The 18,397-nt window shown below is 31.3% G+C and carries 17 protein-coding genes; 9 read left to right on the top strand and 8 right to left on the bottom strand.

Annotated elements, in window-relative coordinates; genetic code table 11:
* The first annotated feature begins 183 nt into the window (after positions 1-183).
* From L2Z92_RS18590 to acs, 4 genes are all read left to right on the top strand, one after another.
* On the top strand, positions 184-378 hold the full coding sequence (locus tag L2Z92_RS18590; protein WP_236456183.1) for a hypothetical protein: 195 nt from the start codon (positions 184-186) through the stop codon (positions 376-378).
* Positions 371-3,067 carry an ATP-binding protein gene (locus L2Z92_RS18585; protein WP_236456182.1) on the top strand — a complete coding sequence of 899 codons (2,697 nt, stop codon included), beginning with the start codon at positions 371-373 and terminating at the stop codon, positions 3,065-3,067. The genes L2Z92_RS18590 and L2Z92_RS18585 overlap by 8 nt, the downstream gene beginning before the upstream one ends.
* Before the next feature lie 11 nt (positions 3,068-3,078).
* Positions 3,079-3,441 carry a response regulator transcription factor gene (locus L2Z92_RS18580; protein WP_236456181.1) on the top strand — a complete coding sequence of 121 codons (363 nt, stop codon included), beginning with the start codon at positions 3,079-3,081 and terminating at the stop codon, positions 3,439-3,441.
* 122 nt (positions 3,442-3,563) lie between these two features.
* Positions 3,564-5,471, top strand: coding sequence for an acetate--CoA ligase (gene acs, locus L2Z92_RS18575; protein ID WP_236456180.1), 1,908 nt, complete (start codon positions 3,564-3,566; stop codon positions 5,469-5,471).
* A 77-nt stretch (positions 5,472-5,548) separates the two neighbouring features.
* On the opposite strand, the gene L2Z92_RS18570 is transcribed toward acs, so the two are convergent.
* Positions 5,549-8,584, bottom strand: coding sequence for a M43 family zinc metalloprotease (locus L2Z92_RS18570; protein WP_236456179.1), 3,036 nt, complete (start codon positions 8,582-8,584; stop codon positions 5,549-5,551).
* Positions 8,585-9,383: 799 nt separating this feature from the next.
* Between L2Z92_RS18570 and L2Z92_RS18565 the strand changes: the two genes are divergently transcribed.
* On the top strand, positions 9,384-9,869 hold the full coding sequence (locus L2Z92_RS18565) for an AAA family ATPase (protein WP_236456178.1): 486 nt from the start codon (positions 9,384-9,386) through the stop codon (positions 9,867-9,869).
* A gap of 227 nt (positions 9,870-10,096) precedes the next feature.
* Here the strand turns inward: L2Z92_RS18565 and L2Z92_RS18560 are convergent, their stop codons facing one another.
* The 3 genes from L2Z92_RS18560 to L2Z92_RS18550 all read right to left on the bottom strand — a co-directional run bounded on the left by L2Z92_RS18560 (position 10,097) and on the right by L2Z92_RS18550 (position 12,562).
* Positions 10,097-10,390, bottom strand: coding sequence for a hypothetical protein (locus L2Z92_RS18560; protein ID WP_236456176.1), 294 nt, complete (start codon positions 10,388-10,390; stop codon positions 10,097-10,099).
* A gap of 150 nt (positions 10,391-10,540) precedes the next feature.
* A complete protein-coding gene (locus tag L2Z92_RS18555) occupies positions 10,541-11,797 on the bottom strand; it encodes a coiled-coil domain-containing protein (protein ID WP_236456174.1) in 1,257 nt (418 codons plus the stop codon).
* An 18-nt stretch (positions 11,798-11,815) separates the two neighbouring features.
* Positions 11,816-12,562, bottom strand: coding sequence for a hypothetical protein (locus L2Z92_RS18550; protein WP_236456173.1), 747 nt, complete (start codon positions 12,560-12,562; stop codon positions 11,816-11,818).
* Positions 12,563-12,785: 223 nt separating this feature from the next.
* Here L2Z92_RS18550 and L2Z92_RS18545 point away from each other — a divergent pair, with 223 nt between their 5' ends.
* The 4 genes from L2Z92_RS18545 to L2Z92_RS18530 are packed head-to-tail and all read left to right on the top strand — an operon-like array spanning position 12,786 to position 15,570.
* Complete coding sequence (locus tag L2Z92_RS18545; protein WP_236456172.1) at positions 12,786-13,415, top strand: response regulator transcription factor; 630 nt, start codon at positions 12,786-12,788, stop codon at positions 13,413-13,415.
* Between the two features lie 5 nt (positions 13,416-13,420).
* Entirely contained in the window at positions 13,421-14,128 is a 708-nt protein-coding gene (locus L2Z92_RS18540) for a hypothetical protein (protein ID WP_236456171.1), read from the top strand.
* A 3-nt stretch (positions 14,129-14,131) separates the two neighbouring features.
* Positions 14,132-14,779: a hypothetical protein gene (locus L2Z92_RS18535; RefSeq protein WP_236456170.1), complete on the top strand. Its 648-nt coding sequence runs from the start codon at positions 14,132-14,134 to the stop codon at positions 14,777-14,779.
* Positions 14,776-15,570: a sensor histidine kinase gene (locus L2Z92_RS18530; RefSeq protein WP_236456169.1), complete on the top strand. Its 795-nt coding sequence runs from the start codon at positions 14,776-14,778 to the stop codon at positions 15,568-15,570. Before L2Z92_RS18535 ends, L2Z92_RS18530 begins: the two co-directional genes overlap by 4 nt.
* Here the strand turns inward: L2Z92_RS18530 and L2Z92_RS18525 are convergent.
* Genes L2Z92_RS18525 through L2Z92_RS18510 form a run of 4 tightly spaced genes read right to left on the bottom strand, consistent with a single transcriptional unit; the run spans position 15,567 to position 18,182 of the window.
* Entirely contained in the window at positions 15,567-16,367 is an 801-nt protein-coding gene (locus L2Z92_RS18525) for a TatD family hydrolase (RefSeq protein ID WP_236456168.1), read from the bottom strand. The genes L2Z92_RS18530 and L2Z92_RS18525 overlap by 4 nt on opposite strands.
* The gene (locus L2Z92_RS18520) at positions 16,327-16,725 is read right to left on the bottom strand and encodes a hypothetical protein (RefSeq protein WP_236456167.1); all 399 of its coding nucleotides are present in this window, start codon (positions 16,723-16,725) and stop codon (positions 16,327-16,329) included. The genes L2Z92_RS18525 and L2Z92_RS18520 overlap by 41 nt, the downstream gene beginning before the upstream one ends.
* A 58-nt stretch (positions 16,726-16,783) precedes the next feature.
* Positions 16,784-17,467 carry a hypothetical protein gene (locus L2Z92_RS18515; protein WP_236456166.1) on the bottom strand — a complete coding sequence of 228 codons (684 nt, stop codon included), beginning with the start codon at positions 17,465-17,467 and terminating at the stop codon, positions 16,784-16,786.
* 7 nt (positions 17,468-17,474) lie between these two features.
* Entirely contained in the window at positions 17,475-18,182 is a 708-nt protein-coding gene (locus L2Z92_RS18510; protein WP_236456165.1) for a DUF434 domain-containing protein, read from the bottom strand.
* Between the last annotated feature and the right edge of the window lie 215 nt (positions 18,183-18,397).

Here is an 18,397-nt window from a genome sequence, read left to right as displayed (position 1 = left end):
GAAACTTCATCAAAAAGGGTTCTTGATACACGTTTCTTCGAGTGCGAAGCGTATCGAGAAGTTTTCTTCTCACATTCTTAATTCGAGTTTTAATTAGTAGCACTAAAATCGCTGTAGATATAATACAGCGATTTTTTTTAGGTTAAAAAGATAAATTGTATTTTTAGCAGACAAACAAAGAACATGAAAAAAAGACACCAACAGAAATTAGTGGTTTTAACTGTATTTCTTTTCCTTGCGTTAAACCTTCCGTTGTTACTTTTATTCGATAAGAGTGAAGCCCTATTAGGAATTCCAATACTCTATATCTATGTGTTTTCAATTTGGGCATTTTCAATATTAGTATCCATTATAATTGTCAATCGATATTATGAGTAGTATATTTTTAATTATAATTTTATTACTCTATTTAACGTTCTTGTTTTTCATTGCTCATTGGGCAGAAAAAAAAGAGAATTTAAAATGGGCGAATAATCCGTATGTGTATTCTTTTTCATTGGCGGTCTATTGCACTGCATGGACGTATTATGGGAGTATAGGTGTTGCAGCGAACTCTGGGTTGAATTATTTGACTATTTATATTGGTCCTATCATTATAATTCCTGCTTGGATTATTATCCTAAGGAAAATCATTCGTATTTCTAGATTGAATAATGTGTCTAGTATAGCCGATTTTATTTCTTTACGTTATGGTAATAGCCGATTTTTAGGAGCAATAGTAACGCTTATTTGTTTGGCAGCCATTCTGCCTTATATCGCCTTGCAATTGAAAGCCATATCAGAAACATTTCATGTAGTTACAAAAACCACAGAAAATTCATTAATTTTCTTCGATACGACGACCTATGTTGCAGTTGCTCTTGCCTTGTTTGCTTCTTACTATGGAACACGCTATGTAGATGCTTCCGAAAAGCGAAAAGGGATTATTACGGCTGTCGCTATGGAGAGTGTTTTAAAGTTATTGTTTTTTGTAATTATTGGTGTTTATGTTACGTACTATGTGTTTGATGGTTTCGGAGATATTTATGAGCAAGCAAGTGTATTAGAAAATTTTGAGGCAAAAAATACAATAGGAGGACTCGAGCAAGGGATGAATTGGTTTTTCTTGTGCATGTTGTCTTTGTTTGCTATTTTCCTTTTACCAAGACAGTTTCAAGTAGCAGTAGTAGAAAACAATAGGGAGCGACATATTAAAACGGCTTTGTGGTTGTTTCCGTTGTATTTGTTTATTTTCAATCTTTTTGTTTTTCCAATTGCTTGGGGTGGCAATGTGTTGTTTGAAGGGGAAGCTAAGAATGCAGATACGTTTTCGTTGTTAATTCCGCAATATTTCAATCATACTTTTTTAACAACGATGGTTTTCTTGGGCGGCTTTTCAGCAGCCATTTCAATGATTATAGTTTCGAGTATTAGTTTGTCGACAATGTTGAGTAATAATTTATTAATACCCTATACCTTTTTAGGGCGTTTAAAAAACGAAGAACAAGAGGTAAACAATAAGAAGATTGTAACCATTCGTAAAATTGGTATTTTCTCATTGATTATTGCGTCCTATCTCATCTATCGTTTTTTTGCTTTAGATTATAGCCTAGGGTCTATTGGGTTAGTGTCTTTTGTAATTATTGGTCAGTTAGCTCCTGCCTTTTTTGGTGCTTTGTTTTGGAGAAGAGGCTCTCGTTTGGGCGCTATTTGGGGAATTATAATTGGTTTTGGTGTCTGTTTGTACACTTTGCTAATTCCTTATTCTTTTGGTATTACCAATACAAACAATACTTTTATTAGTACTGGTTTTTTTAATATCGAATTTTTAAAACCCTTGGCTTTGTTTGGCTTGGATTATTTATCACCAATTGCTCATGCTTTCTTTTGGAGTTTGTTTTTTAACACTATGACTTATTTTGCGGTTTCGGTAAGTTTTAAAGGGAATTATCGTGAGCGGAACTATGCAGAAATGTATATCGACATAGATAAGTACAGTACCAATCATGAAAATGCTTTTGTGTGGAAAGGAACAGCGTATACTAGAGACATAGAAAAGGTTTTGGTAAAGTTTCTAGGAGAGGAACGAACCCAAAGAGCAATGGCTATTTTTAATGCAAAATATAATGTAGATAAAAAACAAGAATTGGCCGATGCGCGTTTGGTGAAATTTGCAGAGAATTTATTAACAGGACATATTGGTACGGCTTCGGCAAGAATTCTAATTTCAAGTGTGGTGAAAGAAGAAAAAGTGACACTAACAGAAGTATTGAAGATATTAGAAGAATCGAATGAAACGATTTTAATCAATAAAAAACTAACGGAAACATCAAATGAATTAAAAGAAATTACGGCACAGTTGCAACACGCAAATGAAAATTTAGTAGCTAAAGACAAACAAAAAGATGAATTTTTAGATACAGTTACACATGAGTTGCGAACACCTATTACCGCAATACGAGCTGCCAGTGAGATATTAATTGACGATGACGAAATTCCTGATGGCTTAAAAAAACAATTTCTTCAAAACATCATTTCCGAATCCGATCGGTTGAATCGTTTGATAGATAAAATTCTAGATTTGGAAAAGTTTGAAACTGGAAAACAAAAACTAAACCTCACCGAACAAGACATTAGTGTTACCATTTTGAAAACAATTGAGCCACTACAACAGTTACTAAAAAATAAAGGAATTTTCTTGTCTTTTGAAAATAAAAAGCCCTATTTCTTCGTTTATGATGAGGATAGATTGGTACAAGTGATTACCAATTTATTGTCGAATGCAATTAAGTTTTGTCCTGAAAATGACGGAATAATTACTGTTTCTATAGAACAAAAGGAAGATTTTTTTAAAATAAGTATAAAAGACAATGGTAAAGGAATTCAAAATAATGACTTTGAAAACATCTTTGATAAGTTTTATCAGTCTGATAATCAAAACATTAAAAAACCAATTGGTAGCGGATTAGGTTTGGCAATTTGCAAGCAAATTATAGAATTACATCGTGGAAAAATTTGGGCAGAAAACAATGAAAATTCCGGTGCATGTTTTACTTTTACGCTACCAAACTTGGGGTATGAAAATTAAAGAAGAAAAGAATGAAGAAGATCCTAATTGTAGATGATGAACCAAACATAATTATGTCGCTTGAATATACTTTCAAAAAGAATAATTTTGAAGTTTTTATTGCAAGAGACGGACAAGAAGCCTTAGAAATCCTAAAAAAACAAATTCCAGACGTTATCATTTTAGATGTTATGATGCCTAATGTAGATGGTTATGCTACATTGGTAGAAATAAACAAAGAAGAAAAATTAAAAAACTGTAAAGTAATTTTTCTATCTGCAAAAAATAAAGAATCAGACATTCAAAAAGGACTAGACTTAGGAGCAAGTGCCTATATGACTAAACCATTTTCATTAAAGAAGTTAGTTGATAAGGTAAAAGAATTAATGTTTTAAAATAGATTTTAAATATAATTTTAACTAATTGATTGAAAACTATACTAAATTAGCGATAATTAATTTAGTTTTTTTTAAAGAATACTTATATTTACAACACAATAGATAATAAATAGATAAAAATGAGCTACTATAAAATTAAAGACCTAGAGAATTATTTTAAAATGTATAAGAAATCTGTTAGAGAGCCTAGAAAATTTTGGGACAAAATAGCCGATGAAAACTTTACATGGTATCAACAATGGGATAAAGTCTTTGAGTTTGATATGGAAAACGCTCAATTTAAATGGTTTGTTAATGCAAAAGTAAATATTGCTAAAAACTGTATTGATAGACATTTAAATAAAAGAGGAGATAAGACAGCGATTATTTTTGAACCAAATAATCCAGAAGAAGAAGCACAACACATAACGTATAACGAATTGTATGTTAGAGTTTCTAAAATGGCAAATGTTCTTAAAGATCAAGGAATTAAAAAAGGAGATAGAGTTTGTATTTATTTACCTATGATTCCTGAACTTTCTGTTGCTGTATTGGCTTGTGCTAGAATTGGAGCCATTCATTCTGTTGTTTTTGCTGGTTTTTCTGCAACTGCACTTTCTACTCGTATTAATGATAGTGAATGTAGAATGGTAATTACTTCCGATGGTGGTTTTAGAGGTAGTAAAACAATCAATCTTAAAGGTATTGTAGATGAAGCCTTATTCAATTGTCCTAGTGTTGAAAAAGTATTGGTTGTAAATCGTACCAATGAGAAAATACACATGAAGGAAGATAGAGATGTATGGTTGCAACCCCTTTTAGATGAGGCTTTAGGAAATAATGTTGCTGAGGTGATGGATGCGGAAGATCCTTTATTTATATTGTATACTTCGGGGTCTACAGGAAAACCAAAAGGAATGGTGCATACTACTGCCGGATATATGGTTTATACAGCCTATACTTTTAAAAATGTCTTTGATTATGAAGAAGACGATATTTATTGGTGTACTGCAGATATAGGTTGGATTACAGGACATTCTTACATTTTATACGGACCATTATTAAATGGTGCTACAACAGTAATGTTTGAAGGTGTACCAACTTATCCTGATTTTAGCCGTTTTTGGCAAGTAATTGAAAAACATAAAGTGACACAGTTTTATACTGCTCCAACAGCTATTAGAGCTTTAGCAAAAGAAAGTACAGAATATGTTCAACCTTTTCAATTTAAAAGTTTAAAAGTAATTGGATCTGTAGGAGAGCCTATTAATGAAGAAGCGTGGCACTGGTATAATGACCATGTTGGAGGAAAGCGTTGTCCGTTAGTAGATACTTGGTGGCAAACTGAAACAGGAGGTATTATGATTTCTCCAATTCCTTTTGTAACACCAACAAAACCAACCTATGCATCATTACCAATGCCAGGAATACAGCCTGTTTTAATGGATGAATTGCGTAATGAAATTGAAGGCAATCAAGTAACAGGTAGTTTGTGTATTAAATTCCCTTGGCCTTCTATGGCACGAACTATTTGGGGCGATCATCAACGTTATAAGGAGACTTATTTTACGGCTTTCCCAGGTAAATATTTTACAGGAGATGGTGCTTTGCGTGATGAGGTTGGATACTATAGAATTACAGGTAGAGTAGATGATGTAATTATTGTTTCTGGACATAATTTAGGAACTGCTCCAATTGAAGATAATATTAATGAACATCCAGCGGTTGCAGAAAGTGCAATTGTAGGTTTCCCTCATGATGTGAAAGGAAATGCATTATATGGATTTATTATTTTGAAAGAATCGGGAGAAAGTAGAGATAAGGATAATTTGACGAAAGAGATTAATCAATTAATTTCAGATCAAATAGGACCAATCGCTAAGTTAGATAAGATTCAATTTGTTAGGGAATTACCAAAAACGCGTTCGGGTAAAATTATGAGAAGAATCTTAAGAAAAATTGCCGAAGGTGATTTTGAAAACTTTGGTGATACTTCAACGTTATTGAATCCTGAATGTGTAGAAGAAATTAGAGTGGGAAGAGTATAATTCTTTAACTCTTATATATATAATAAAAAAAATAGGCTGTCTTTTCGGACAGCCTATTTCATTCTAACGCAATACAATTATTTTACAGATAGTGTCTTTGTTTCTTCAAACGTTTCCGTTACAATTTTTACGAAATAAAGTCCTCTTGTAAGTTTTTGAACCGAATAACTATTTTGGTTTTTAATAGTAGCTATCAATTTACCAAAACTATCATAAATAGTAATCGTAGTGTTTTTTGTATCTTCCTGATTCGTGTTGAAATATACCATATCAACAGCAGGGTTTGGATACATTGTGATTGATGGTTTTCCTGTTTCTTTAGTTATTTTAGCTGTACCCGTTAATACAATATCCACAAAATTACTCCAATTACTAGTACTTGTAGCATTAGTAGCTCTCACTCTAAATCTATAGTTTGTAGTTGTTCCTTGTTTTGGAATCCATAAATAATAAGTGTTTGATGTTCCTACTGTTGTCCAAGCATTCGATTGAAATAACTGCACTTCATAATTTGTAGCAGCACTCACTTGCGTCCAAGAAGCATAGAATCCTGTTCCGTATATTCCTGAGTTACCAATATTTGTTGGTGTTGCTAAAGTGTTTTGTTGATTTCCTGAAAAATCAACTGTATAATCTTCAACTTCTCCATCTCCTAAATTTCCACAGGCAGAAGTAGCTGCTGAATAATATTTCATAGCAACACGCATTCTTGTAGTACCTGTAGCAGTACTAGGCACAGCGAAAGATTTAGAAACCGCTCCGTTTGATGAAAGGTTAGAGACCACTAATTCGGAAGCATCAAAGATGTTATTCTTATTATAGTCAATCCAAACCGACCAAGATTCGGTATAAGCTGATCCAGAAAAACCAGGTGTTAAGTTGATTGTTGCAGTTGCATTAGGAGTTAACGTAATTGTTTGACTAGTATAGTTTCCATAACCGCTTGCATCTGCTCCAGAAGTATTTGTAAAACTACCAATACTTACTGTTTTTATATGTTCATATTGATTGTTTCCTTGTGCTGTACAATAACCAGATGGAATATTCGTTAGTGACGCTGTAGCCACATTAGAATAATCTGAATTTACTGCGTTTGCACTTGCTCTCACTCTATAAGAATATGTATTTCCAGTTGCAAGTCCAGTATTAGTGTATGCATTAGCATTAGCAGCTAAGTTTGCAATAACGGCATAAGTACCTGTACCAGTTGCTCTTTCTACAGTATAACCGGTTTCATTGTTTGCGTTGTCCGTCCAAGACAAAACCACTTGTAAAGACGTATTGTTTGCAGTAGCTGTTAAATTTGTTGGTGCTACTACGGTTGTACCGTTTGATGTAGATCCAGCAGTAATTGTTCCAAATGGTTGCGTGCTATATGCATACTCTGTAACTGTATACCCAGAACCATTGCTTGTTGCAATTACTTTAAACCAACCATAGCATGGATTTCCGTCGATAGTATATTCAAAACCGATGTATGCTGTCTTTCCATCCCAATTCGTATACGATGGTGTTCTAACATCCAATTGATTCGGATAGGCACCTGGCGGAGTGAAATTATTCCCTTGACTTATAACAGCTCCTGCATTTAAAGCAGAAATGTTTCTAGAGTTCGCTTCACAAACTAATTTTTTACCATAAGTTTCTAATTTGTAATGGTTTGCTGCATATCTCCAAGTACCGAATGCAGGATCGTCCCCTTTGTTAATTGTAAAATAAGTCCATGTAGCCGCATCAGAAGCTGTTACATCGGCCATATTTACATAAAATATTCCATACGGATCATAAAATTCAAAGTTGAAATTTAAATTGGATGCAATGATTCCAGAAGTTCCTCCAGAAAAAGCAGCCGCTAAAAATGTGATTCCTCCGGTAGCATTGTTTGCAGTTGTATGATTATTACTTTGTCCAGAAAGCGTAAGTGTTATTGTATTATTTCCGTTTGCAGTTAAAACAGGTGTAATTCCAGCTGGGAAAGTATGTGTATAATGGACACCAGCTGTCATTGTTCCGCTTGTAACAGCAAAAGTTTTAGTACCAATTATACTTATTGTACTATTGTCTGTAAAAGTTCCGTTGTTAGCGATAGCTTCTTTTAGTATCGATTTAGATGATACAATTGAACTGCCTGTAGCATTTACTCCAGTATCAATTAGATTTTGTGGTTGCCATAAAGTAATTCTAGCAGGGTGTTGTAGTGCAGCTAGCATTCTAGCTACTTGTCCTTGTGTAAACATTTTATAACAACCTCTTGCACCATTATACCCCATGTAGTTTTCAATATTTACTTTACCTCCTGAACAGTTTGTTCCTGGAGTACAAGATAAAGCATGATTTCCATCTTCGTTTGGTGTATCGGCTACTTGGTCTGTACCCGTACAACCCCCTTCAAAAGTGTGTATTAGGTTTAAAAAATGCCCAAACTCATGTGTAAGTGTAGATGAAAATTCGCTATCACCATTTCCATATAAGTAAGCCCCATTAAACACTACACGTGCTAAATTTGAATTGGTCATAGAAATGTCTGGATACCACGCTACACCAGAGTTGGTTAGGCTTCCATCGTTGTACAAATCATTTTGAATGTAAACGTTCATGTATTTCTTATTGTCCCATGCATCTGCTGCAATTTTATTATCATAACCACCACCGTTACCATAACCATTACGCGTTGGATGAAAAATAACACCTGAAGTGCTTCCACCGTTAGGATCAATTTTTGCTAATTTAAATTGAATGTTCATGGTTGATCTTCTCGCTTGGAAAAAAGGCTCAACAGTATTATAATCACTATTTAAACCATTAAAATCATCGTTTAATACATTTAATGCTGTAGCAATTTTATTATAGGTTACTGTTTTACCACTTTGAACATCTCCATAAATATGAAAAACAACAGGTACAGTATAAGATTCTCCAGCCTTATTATTACTGTTGTTTTTAGCATAGTTTTTAGTAAATGTTTCGAATTGTACGTGTTCTTTGAGTGCCTTCGGGTTTTTTTTATAGAATGCTGCGTTCTCTTCTTGTGCTCTACAATGATGTGTAGATTGTGCAAAAATACCTATGCTACTCATGATGATAAGCGCTAAGGATAAAATTCTTTTTTTCATGTTAATTGGTTTTTGTTTATAAATACTATAGTTAATTTGAGACTATCTTTATTGATAGCCTCATTTTTTGTGTTTCAATTGTATTGAGTAGTTTACGCTATGAATAGTTTTTTCGTCTCTTCGAATGTTTCTGAAGTAATTTTTACGAAATAAAGTACCTTCGCTAATTCTTGAACCGAATAACTATTTTGGTTTTTAATAGTGGCTATTAATTTGTAAATCCAGTTTGGATTCGTTTTAAGCATTCTATTATATGCCGTTACATATTTTTACATCAATTGCTTATCATTAACAATGGTAAGCCAGTTGTTGTCGATAGTTAATTTACGGATAGCATTTTTCATTTAGAGAACTCGAACAACTATCATGATCTGTAGTAGATTTTAATTGTTGTACTAATACATTTCCACTATAAGCAGACCAAGCTGCGTTTGTTGTTGTTGGTTGAAAAATGAGTGGCTAAAGAAATTCCTCTTGAACAAGGATGCTGTCCTTGCGCTTGATGTGAAATTTCTTTTGGTGGGACATTTTCTGAGAACCCATTACTACTTATTATTCCAAAAGCAGGAATAAGAGTCGTTGTTTTATAATTTTTTTCATGTTTGTGATAGTTGTTTGTTAGTGTTTTATAACCTTAACTAAGATTATAAAAACAAAATTAGAGTGTTTTTAAAATGCAGACTTGTAGTATGTTACCATTAAATGATGCTATTTTAGCCTGTTTTGTTTTTTTATCTATAAAGTATTGTTAATTAGTTATATTTTTACTGTATTAAGTAATTTTTGTATAAAAAAACGAATGATACATTTAATAGTAGGAAATACAGGAGCAGGAAAAACAACCTATGCAATTGAGCTAAAGAAGAATACAAAAGGGATTGTTTTTTCGATAGACAAATGGAATAAAACATTGTTTTTACCTGATAGGGGTGAAGATGATGGTTTAGAGTGGTTTTTAGAACGCATTGAACGTTCAGAATGTTTAATAATGGATTTGATAAACCAGTTAGAAAGTTCGGGAGTTGATTCTATTTTAGATTTAGGTTTTTCTAAACATGAACATAGAGCTAAATTCATAAATTTTGCTTCCTCAAAAGGCTATGACCTTAGATTACACTTTTTAGATATTCCAAAAGAGAAAAGATGGGAAAGAATAGTGAAACGTAATAATGAAAAAGGGATAAGTTTTGAGTTTGAAGTGACAGAATCAGATTTTGATTTTATGGAAACATGGTTTGAAAAACCTACTCATGAAGAGATAGAAAATGGAGTGATTATTAAGTAACTGCTTTGTAAATGTAAAATAGTCAAGTGTTTAGGTAAAATAGTTAACTAGATGTTGAGTACTATTTTATATATTTGTAGTATAAGATATGATTAGGTAAAAATATAATTGCCTGCTATAACCATTAACTATTCTATTTTAAAAGTCATTTTAAGTGAATTAAAATGGCTTTTTTTTATTTGATCGATATACTGCTGGAGTGAAAACAAATGAATAAAGTATATGGATTAGCTCTTGAGTATCTCAATTACTTTTCCGTATACTTGCTTGGTCCAGCCGTTTATTCGCCCGTGGTTGTTGCCTATTTGTAGTCCTCTTCTTTCGTTTTTCGCTTTTACTAAATGCGTGTAAACGTTGCCTCTTACTTTACAATACACAATATCACCCACATTACATTTTTCCCAACTTGTTGGTTCCAATCGTACGGCTTGCTTGGACTTTAAAATGGGTAACATGCTGTTACCTGCTTCTCGAGAAACAATGGTTTCTCCTTCTAATAGTTTTTGAATTTTGATATTCATTTTTTACATATTTATTGTTTTGGAAACGAAGCTTATTCTTCGATTTCAAAGCAATACTTTGTCTATTAGATTATGATGCAAAATATAACCACTCCTGCGTAATTATTTTACGTAGGAGTGGATTTTGTTTAAAGAAAAGAACAGGATTAGTTATGGAATTACCTGTAAGCCTACAGTTATTTTACTTCTTCTTACAGCATCATCACTACCAAAAGAATTGAGAGTAGCCGCTAAACGAAATTTACTCAGAAAGGTAACTCCAACTATTAATTTTCCTTGTAAAAAAGGTTTTTCTTCAGCTAATTGTAAGTTTTGATATAAGGATTTTGTACCAATTATATAATTAAAATCTCCTTTAAAAAACAAATTGAATTTATTCTTATCAGAATTTAAACCTAAATACAAATTAGCTCCAAAAGCTGTATTAAAAGTTTCACTATCAATTGATTCATTTATTTCTTTTAAGCTAAATGCGGTTCTATTACTTAAAAAACCATATAATGAACAAATGTTTCCCAGATTATAGTAGACAGGGTAAATTGTTTCAAGATAGAAATTACCACCACCATTTAATAATTGTTCCAATTGATTTTGTTCTGTTTGCTTTAGTTTTTCTTCTTCAGTTTCAGAAGTTTTAACATTTGATTGCAACATACTTCCAAAACTCATTCTAAAAGAATTAAAAGTATCACCAATGATTTCCGATTGAACAATAGCTCCCAAATCATTATAATTTAAAGCAAATGAATTTAAAAAACTTGTTTTATCATCTTTAATATTGTAAAACTGTTTATAAAAAAGATTACCATATCTAGATTTTATTGAAGGAAACCAATGAAAAATTGTATTTTTTGTTTTTAATTCATATTCTAAATTCAAGATTTCTTTTTTTAATGATTGAATTAGTGCAATTTCTTTATCTACCATATCAATATTGTCTAAATATTTAATTGCTTCAATCTTTTCATCAATTATGTCTCGAATTGAATCAATTTTTTTATTAAATAAATCATCGTAGATAGTATTATATTGATATTTGGTTTCAAAATTGTTTTTATCAATATCTGTTAATAACTCATTAATATATGAGACTCTACTATTATTTAAATTAATAATGGAACTATCTACGTTTAGTTCATTATTCAATTTATTTATTTTAAGAGTATCTAAAGTAAATGCTTTATTGTTTAGAAGTTGTTCTTTTACTTTTATGGAATCTTTCAAGCTTTGGTTTTCATTATTTAAGTCTTCTAATTTTTCGTTTAAAAAAGTAATTCTATTTAAATCTTTATAGACGTTTTCTTTTACTTTTTTATTACTTACACTTCTTTCTGCCAAAGTGGGTATTTGTGCTTGTATACTAATTGTAAATAAAACAATTAGTAGAAATACGATTTTTGTTTTCATGATTTTAAAGTTTAATTGTTATTTTTTAAATTTATATTCCCTTCCTTTTACTAACCAAGCAATACCAAAACATTCCACAGCAACGCTCTCAAACCAAAAGGTTAGATTATGATCATCATGGAATTTATGAAATGAATTATTATACATTTTATTAAAATGATCGCTCCCAAAAAAGATAATTAGTAAGCAGAATACCATTATTATACCTAATGTTCTATATAACCGATGGCGTAATTGTAATTGTTTTTTCGCATTCTCATAGCCTTGATTAATAATCGTAAATCGAAAAATGGACATATAAGCTAATGCCAGAAGAAAAATGCCTGCAGCTATGTAGTGAAGATTTTCTCTTGTTTCATTCTTTTCCAAAATAGTCACAACATGATTTTTATATGGATTTAAGCATCCGTTTTCAAGGCTATCTGTAGGTAATAGAACTACAAGTAAGGCAGCTATTCCAGCTATAGAAGAAATAATAAAATCAGCACATTTTTCTTTATATATTATAAAAAAAACAGCTAATAAAGACATTATTGCAATGAATAACGGCCCTGATTTTGTATAATAATAATGACTTATAGAGGGTAATACTTCTTTGAATTTATCAGTAAAAAGTAAGAGTAATGGTAATATTAACGGTAATAAAATTCCTAATACTCCAATTAACATTCTAAGCGTATAAGAGTTTTTAATTAGTAACTCTTTTTGTTCCTCTTTATTCTTTTTTAATGAATCGCATTTTTCTTTAATGGCTGTTGTTATCATATTTTTATAGTATTGATATTACCTTTCAAAGGTATCTACACAGCACTATACCAATCAATTACCCTTTCGGGTGATATTTTGTAAATGTTAAAATCATTCTTTTTTGGAAAGTTTATTTTTAAATAAGATTTGTATATTTAGATTTATTTTTTTGAATATCACCCAAAAGGGTAATTGTGGATACCTTATTTATTGTCCAACTTTGTCCTGAAAATGTAACACCATGAAAATTAGAATTGCCATAGTAGAAGATGATAAAAACTACAACCAAGCTTTGAAGAAAATTATCGATTTTCAAGAAGCTATGGAATGTGTAGCTCAGTTTTATAATGGTACAACAGCTTTGCAAGAATTAGAAGCTATAGAACCAGACGTGGTTTTAATGGACATTCAACTACAAGATTTATCAGGTATTGATCTTGTGTTTCAATTGACAGAAACAATGCCAAACACTACTTTCGTAATGTGTACCAGTTTTGAAAACGATGAAAAAATATTTTCAGCTTTGCGTGCAGGAGCGAGTGGTTATTTGGTAAAAGGAGAACCGATGGATAAAATTATACAAGCCATACAAGAAGCGCATAAAGGAGGTGCACCCATGAGTTTTAGTATTGCCAAGCGTGTTTTACACCATTTTCAAGAATCTAAAGTACAAGTACAAAGTTTATCATTACTTACTGTTACCGAAAGAGAAGTCCTAGAATTGCTAGCACAAGGACTGCTTTATAAAGAAATTGCCGATAAAAAATGTGTCACTATAGATACCATCAAAAAGCATATTAGCAACATCTACAAAAAGTTACAAGTAAGCAACAAAATTGAAGCAATTAATAAGTTTAACAACAAAAATTAGAAATTATGGGTAAGCAAAAATTACAAGAGAAAAGTATTAATAAAGCATTTTTGGAAATATTAAAAATTGATTTCCTTGATATCATGCCTGATGAAAGAGTTCAACCAAGACATGAAAGATTAGAAAAATTGAACATTAAAAACATGAAATATAATTTTTCAATTAATGCAGAAAGCTTTATTAACAAAATAATTGATTCTTATAAGAATTTAAATGTTGAAATAAAAAAAACTACAGACTACTTTAAAATCCATTTCATTGAAGACGATAATAAAAAATTTTCTATTTGTTTTTCTATATCTTCACTAGAAAATATGGAAATAGGAAAAGAAGATATTTTTTTTAAAATTGATGGTAATGATGAATTAGAAAAACTTGAAAAAGATAATAATGGAGAAATACCATATTTTAAGAAAGGACGTCAAGAATTTCAAAATAATTTACTAAAAGATATTAATTTAAATACTAAAATTAATGGTCAAGAGATGGAAAATACTGAAGTAATTAGTTTTAAACTTAAAGACGTTTATTTGTTTATCATTAGCCATTTTTTATTAGAAAATGATTATTCAAAGCTATTTTTTCAAATGATAATTTTTGAGAAAGAATATAGCGAAAAAAAGCATCAAAATAAATTGAGTTGTGTTGTTCGTGCAAAAGATAATTATTTAAAACAAGGCGAAGCCTTCGATTTCGGAACTGTTTATCCATAAGATATGGAAATATTTCAACTTTTATATATCAGTTGTTTAATCATTACAACAACTAAAGCAATTGTTTTGAGCTTGAAGTATTCGCTTCGAGCTCAAAACTTTTTAGTGATTTATTTAATCATTACGCTTTCTTTAGAAGTTTTTGGATGTATCAAAACGTATCTAAAACAGTTTGATTATGCTATTTACTTCAATCTTTATGCTGTTTTTTGCATTATGTTCTTTAGTTTTTATTTCTCAAAGGTTTTCATTGGAATGCTAAAAAAAATACTCCTAATAGTAAGTTGTATTTTATTATGCTATATCTTTTTTTATGTTGATTTTCTAAGCCAACAATTTATAACTGAATTGGGAATATTAGTTGCTTTGTTTTATATTTTCAATGCTATTTTATGGTTTTATCAAAAACTAAAACTACCTGTTGAAGGAAAAATCACTAATGATCCTAATTTTTGGATAGCAACCGCATTACTTTTTTGGAGTACGTACATTATTTTTAGATTTACACCAATGTATCTATTTGAAAAAGAAGACTTGTTTTTCTTAGGAATTCTAAGAAAAATCAGCTCTGTAGTCAATTTAATAATGTACTTTTTATTTTATATTGCATTGGTAAACTATGAACTAGTTACAAAAAAAGCCAACAAATGAACGAACTTCCACACGAAATAAAACTTACTTACATCATTGCTATCATTGTAATGCTACTTTTCGTAGGGTTTATTATTATGGTTGTTTTTGTTTACAATAAAAAACAACTCATTCAACAGCAGGAAAACCAAATTAAAGAAAGCGAGTTTCAAAATCAGTTGTTGCAAAAAGAATTGGAACGACAAAAAGCCATTCAACTAGAAAGAGAACGTATTTCACAAGACATGCATGATGATTTAGGTGCAGGAATTTCAGCTATAAAACTACAAGCTGAATTTTTAAAATACAAGGTAAAAGAGGTAACTTATACTGAGGATTTAGAAGCGATTATTACTACTTCCGAAGATATGAATTTGGCTATGCGAGAAATTCTATGGAGTTTGAATTCTCAGAATGATACTATTGGTAATTTTATAGATTATACTAGTTTGTATGTAGAACGTTTTTTAGATAAAACAGGAATAACATTACAGTTGGATTCCAATATAATAGAGAGCGAAACCAATTTGCCTGTAAAAGCTAGAAGAAATCTTTTTTTAGTAGTTAAAGAAGCGGTTCATAATGTGTACAAACACAGTCAAGCAAAATGCTTAAATATTCAATTTGAGCAAACATCAGTTGATTTTAAGATTGAGGTAATTGACGATGGTATTGGCTTGTCTGAGGTAGTTAAAAAAGGAAATGGCTTAACCAATATGGAATTGAGAATGGAAAAAATTGATGGTAAATTTGAAATTATTGAAACAACAAAAGGAACTCGTTTGTTATTTCAATATACCTTTACAGCTTAAATTTCAAAGAATCCTTTCCCATTTTCAGTAGTTGCCAAAGCAACTTCTTCCAAAGAAATTCCTTTAAAACTAGCAACAGTTTGTGCAACATAAGGTAGAAAAGCAGGTTCGTTTCTGCGTTCATGGTATTTGGTTAGGCTTGTTTTAGGAACATTTTTGGGTAACATAAAAGGAGCATCGGTCTCAATCATTATTTTGTCTAATGGAACATATTTTACTACTTCTTGTAAATGGGCAAATCGTTTGGTATCGCTAATAGCTCCTGTAAAACCTAAGTAGAATCCATTATCTAGATACGTTTTGGCTTCTTGTAAAGTTCCTGTAAAACAATGTACCACTGCTTTTGGCAATTGCGGTAAATAGTCTTTAGTTACCCCCATAAAGCGAGTAAACGCAGCTCTTTCATGTAAAAAAAGCGGTTTTTGAACTTCAATTGCTAATGCTAATTGCGCTCGATAACACTTTTCTTGTTGGTCTCGTGGTGAAAAATCTCGGTCAAAATCGAGTCCGCATTCACCAACAGCAACTACGTGTGGTAATTGTACTAATTTTCTAAGCTCTGAAATACTTTGGTTATTAAAACTTTTAGCATCATGCGGATGAATGCCTGCGGTTGAAAATAGGGTAGAAGGGTATTCTTTTGCTATTGTAGCTGCTGTTTTACTACCTTGTACACTTGTTCCTGTAAGTATCATTTGCACTACTTCATTGTCTAATGCATTTTGAATGATAGTGTCTGTATCATTCTGGAATTGCCTATTCGTTAGGTTGATTCCGATGTCTATGTAATTCTTCATATTGGTAATATCTCCCTGATGGAGTTTTCTTGTTTGTTTTAAATAAGACTGTAATAACATTATTTCTTTTTATAGCATCTTCTAATTGTTTGTAAGAACTATAGCTTGTATAAACAGAAGAGATTATGTCATTATACCCCTTGTATTTTATTTTAACTTTAATATTTTTCTTAGGTTTCTTTTTGATTGCAGGATTTCTAATTGCATTTGTATTGTTTTGCTCCAAAGCAAGTGCTTCATGTATAACAGCGTCAACCGTAGCGCGCCATTTTTTATTCCCTAATTTCTTACTAAAAGGTCTCAAATGTTTAGCATACTCATAACCACGATAAGGTCCTTTGTTATAGAGGTTTTTCATTTGTTTTAATTTTCAACAAATGTTCAAAATGAAGTACGCGACTATTTTACGCATTTATTTACTCATTTAAAAATTGTTCTAAAAAACCTATAAATTGTTTACCATTACTTGTCCAACGCATGCCTTGTCCGTTTGCAATTCTAATTTCATATACTAAACCATGTTTATAATGAAAAAAAACATTCCACCAGGTTTGATTTTCTATGATATAATCGATTTGTTTACTTATCGTGATTTCTTTTTCTTTCTGATTGCCTTTTAATGTTTCGAAAATGCTTTCTGGATAACGACCTACATGCTTTTCCCAAGCTTTTACTACTACTGTTGTTTCTTTGTTTAAAGGTTGAAAACAACTTGCTAGTACTATTTTTCGTAAAGGTGGAATGGCTTGTTGATCTTGTACACTAGCTGATGTGATGCGTTGTCCCATGAGTAACAAAAGCTCCTTAAAAGAAATTTTTTCCAGTAGTTGGCTAACAATTTTTGGTTCAACCAACACATTTTCATTGGTAAACACATTTTTAAATTGGTTCAAAGCATCTGAATAGTCTTGTATTATTTCTTCTTCAAAATAAGGCAATCTGGGTTCGTTTGAAGTTGAGTTTAATTGAATAAACAATTGTTTGGTAAAAAAAGATAGGATTTCATCTTGTAGAAAAGCTTGATTTTTACTTTTCCAATCTTCTGAAAGAAAGGCTTTTGCTGCTACTAGTGTTTTATATAGGTTTTCTTGAGTTATCATTATACGGCTAAAAAATCGTTTTACTGTCTATTTTCGTTTCAATTAAATAGGTTGCCAAATTAAACCAATTAATCGCTTTATCCAATACAATTCCGTCAGAAGAAGCTACTATTTGATTGGAGTTTACAATGGCTTGATCGGCATTATCTTCTAAGATTACTTGCCAATTTAAATTATGTTCTGCCGCTTTGGCTTCTATTTTGGCTTTAATTCGTCCACTGTTTGAAACGGGTTTGTCAAAAATCCAAATCAGTTGCTGTAATTTACTTTCGTTATAAAAATTTACTATTAAATCAATAGCCATTTCGGTTTGATTGACGGTTTTATAATTCCCATGAACGCTCGATAAATCGCGATAACAGGTATCTTGTCCTTTGAAAATGTATCCATTAGACAAGGTACTTTCCAATAGAATTAGGATATTGAATCCATCGATTACTAGCGTTTTGTTTTCCAATGTTTCCAATGTAACTTCTTTGGTTTTGCGAAGCGCTAATTGTTCGTTGGAAGCACTCATGCCTTGTACTGCTTTTTGTTGGCGACTCGCTAATTTATAGCGTGTTCCTACAGTAAACAAAGCATTTTTCTCTGAATAGCCTCTGGTCAATAGATAATTCATATCGACCAGGGCTTCCTTTATGTTTTCTTTGAATTTGGATGTGCCAAAAAAGAAATCGTCTTTGGCTTCTTTTCCTCTATTGCTTTGTTTTGACATGATTGTTTACTATTCTATGGTTGCAATTGAAATACAATAAGGTATTTTATGAATGATAATTTTCTTTTTTTCTTGATAAAAAAAGAAACAAAAAAATCAAGTCATAACTTCCTCATCGGTCAAATTAGTTTTCGAAGTTTAAAACAAAAAAACTCGCTTTGCTCAAACAGTTTTTGTTTTTACAACTTCTTCTAACATTTGACACTCGATTGCGG

The sequence above is a fragment of the Flavobacterium jumunjinense genome, from assembly GCF_021650975.2.
Lineage (GTDB): Bacteria > Bacteroidota > Bacteroidia > Flavobacteriales > Flavobacteriaceae > Flavobacterium > Flavobacterium jumunjinense.
Note: the sequence above shows the minus strand (reverse complement) of the source record. Positions and strands in the feature narration are given on the sequence as shown.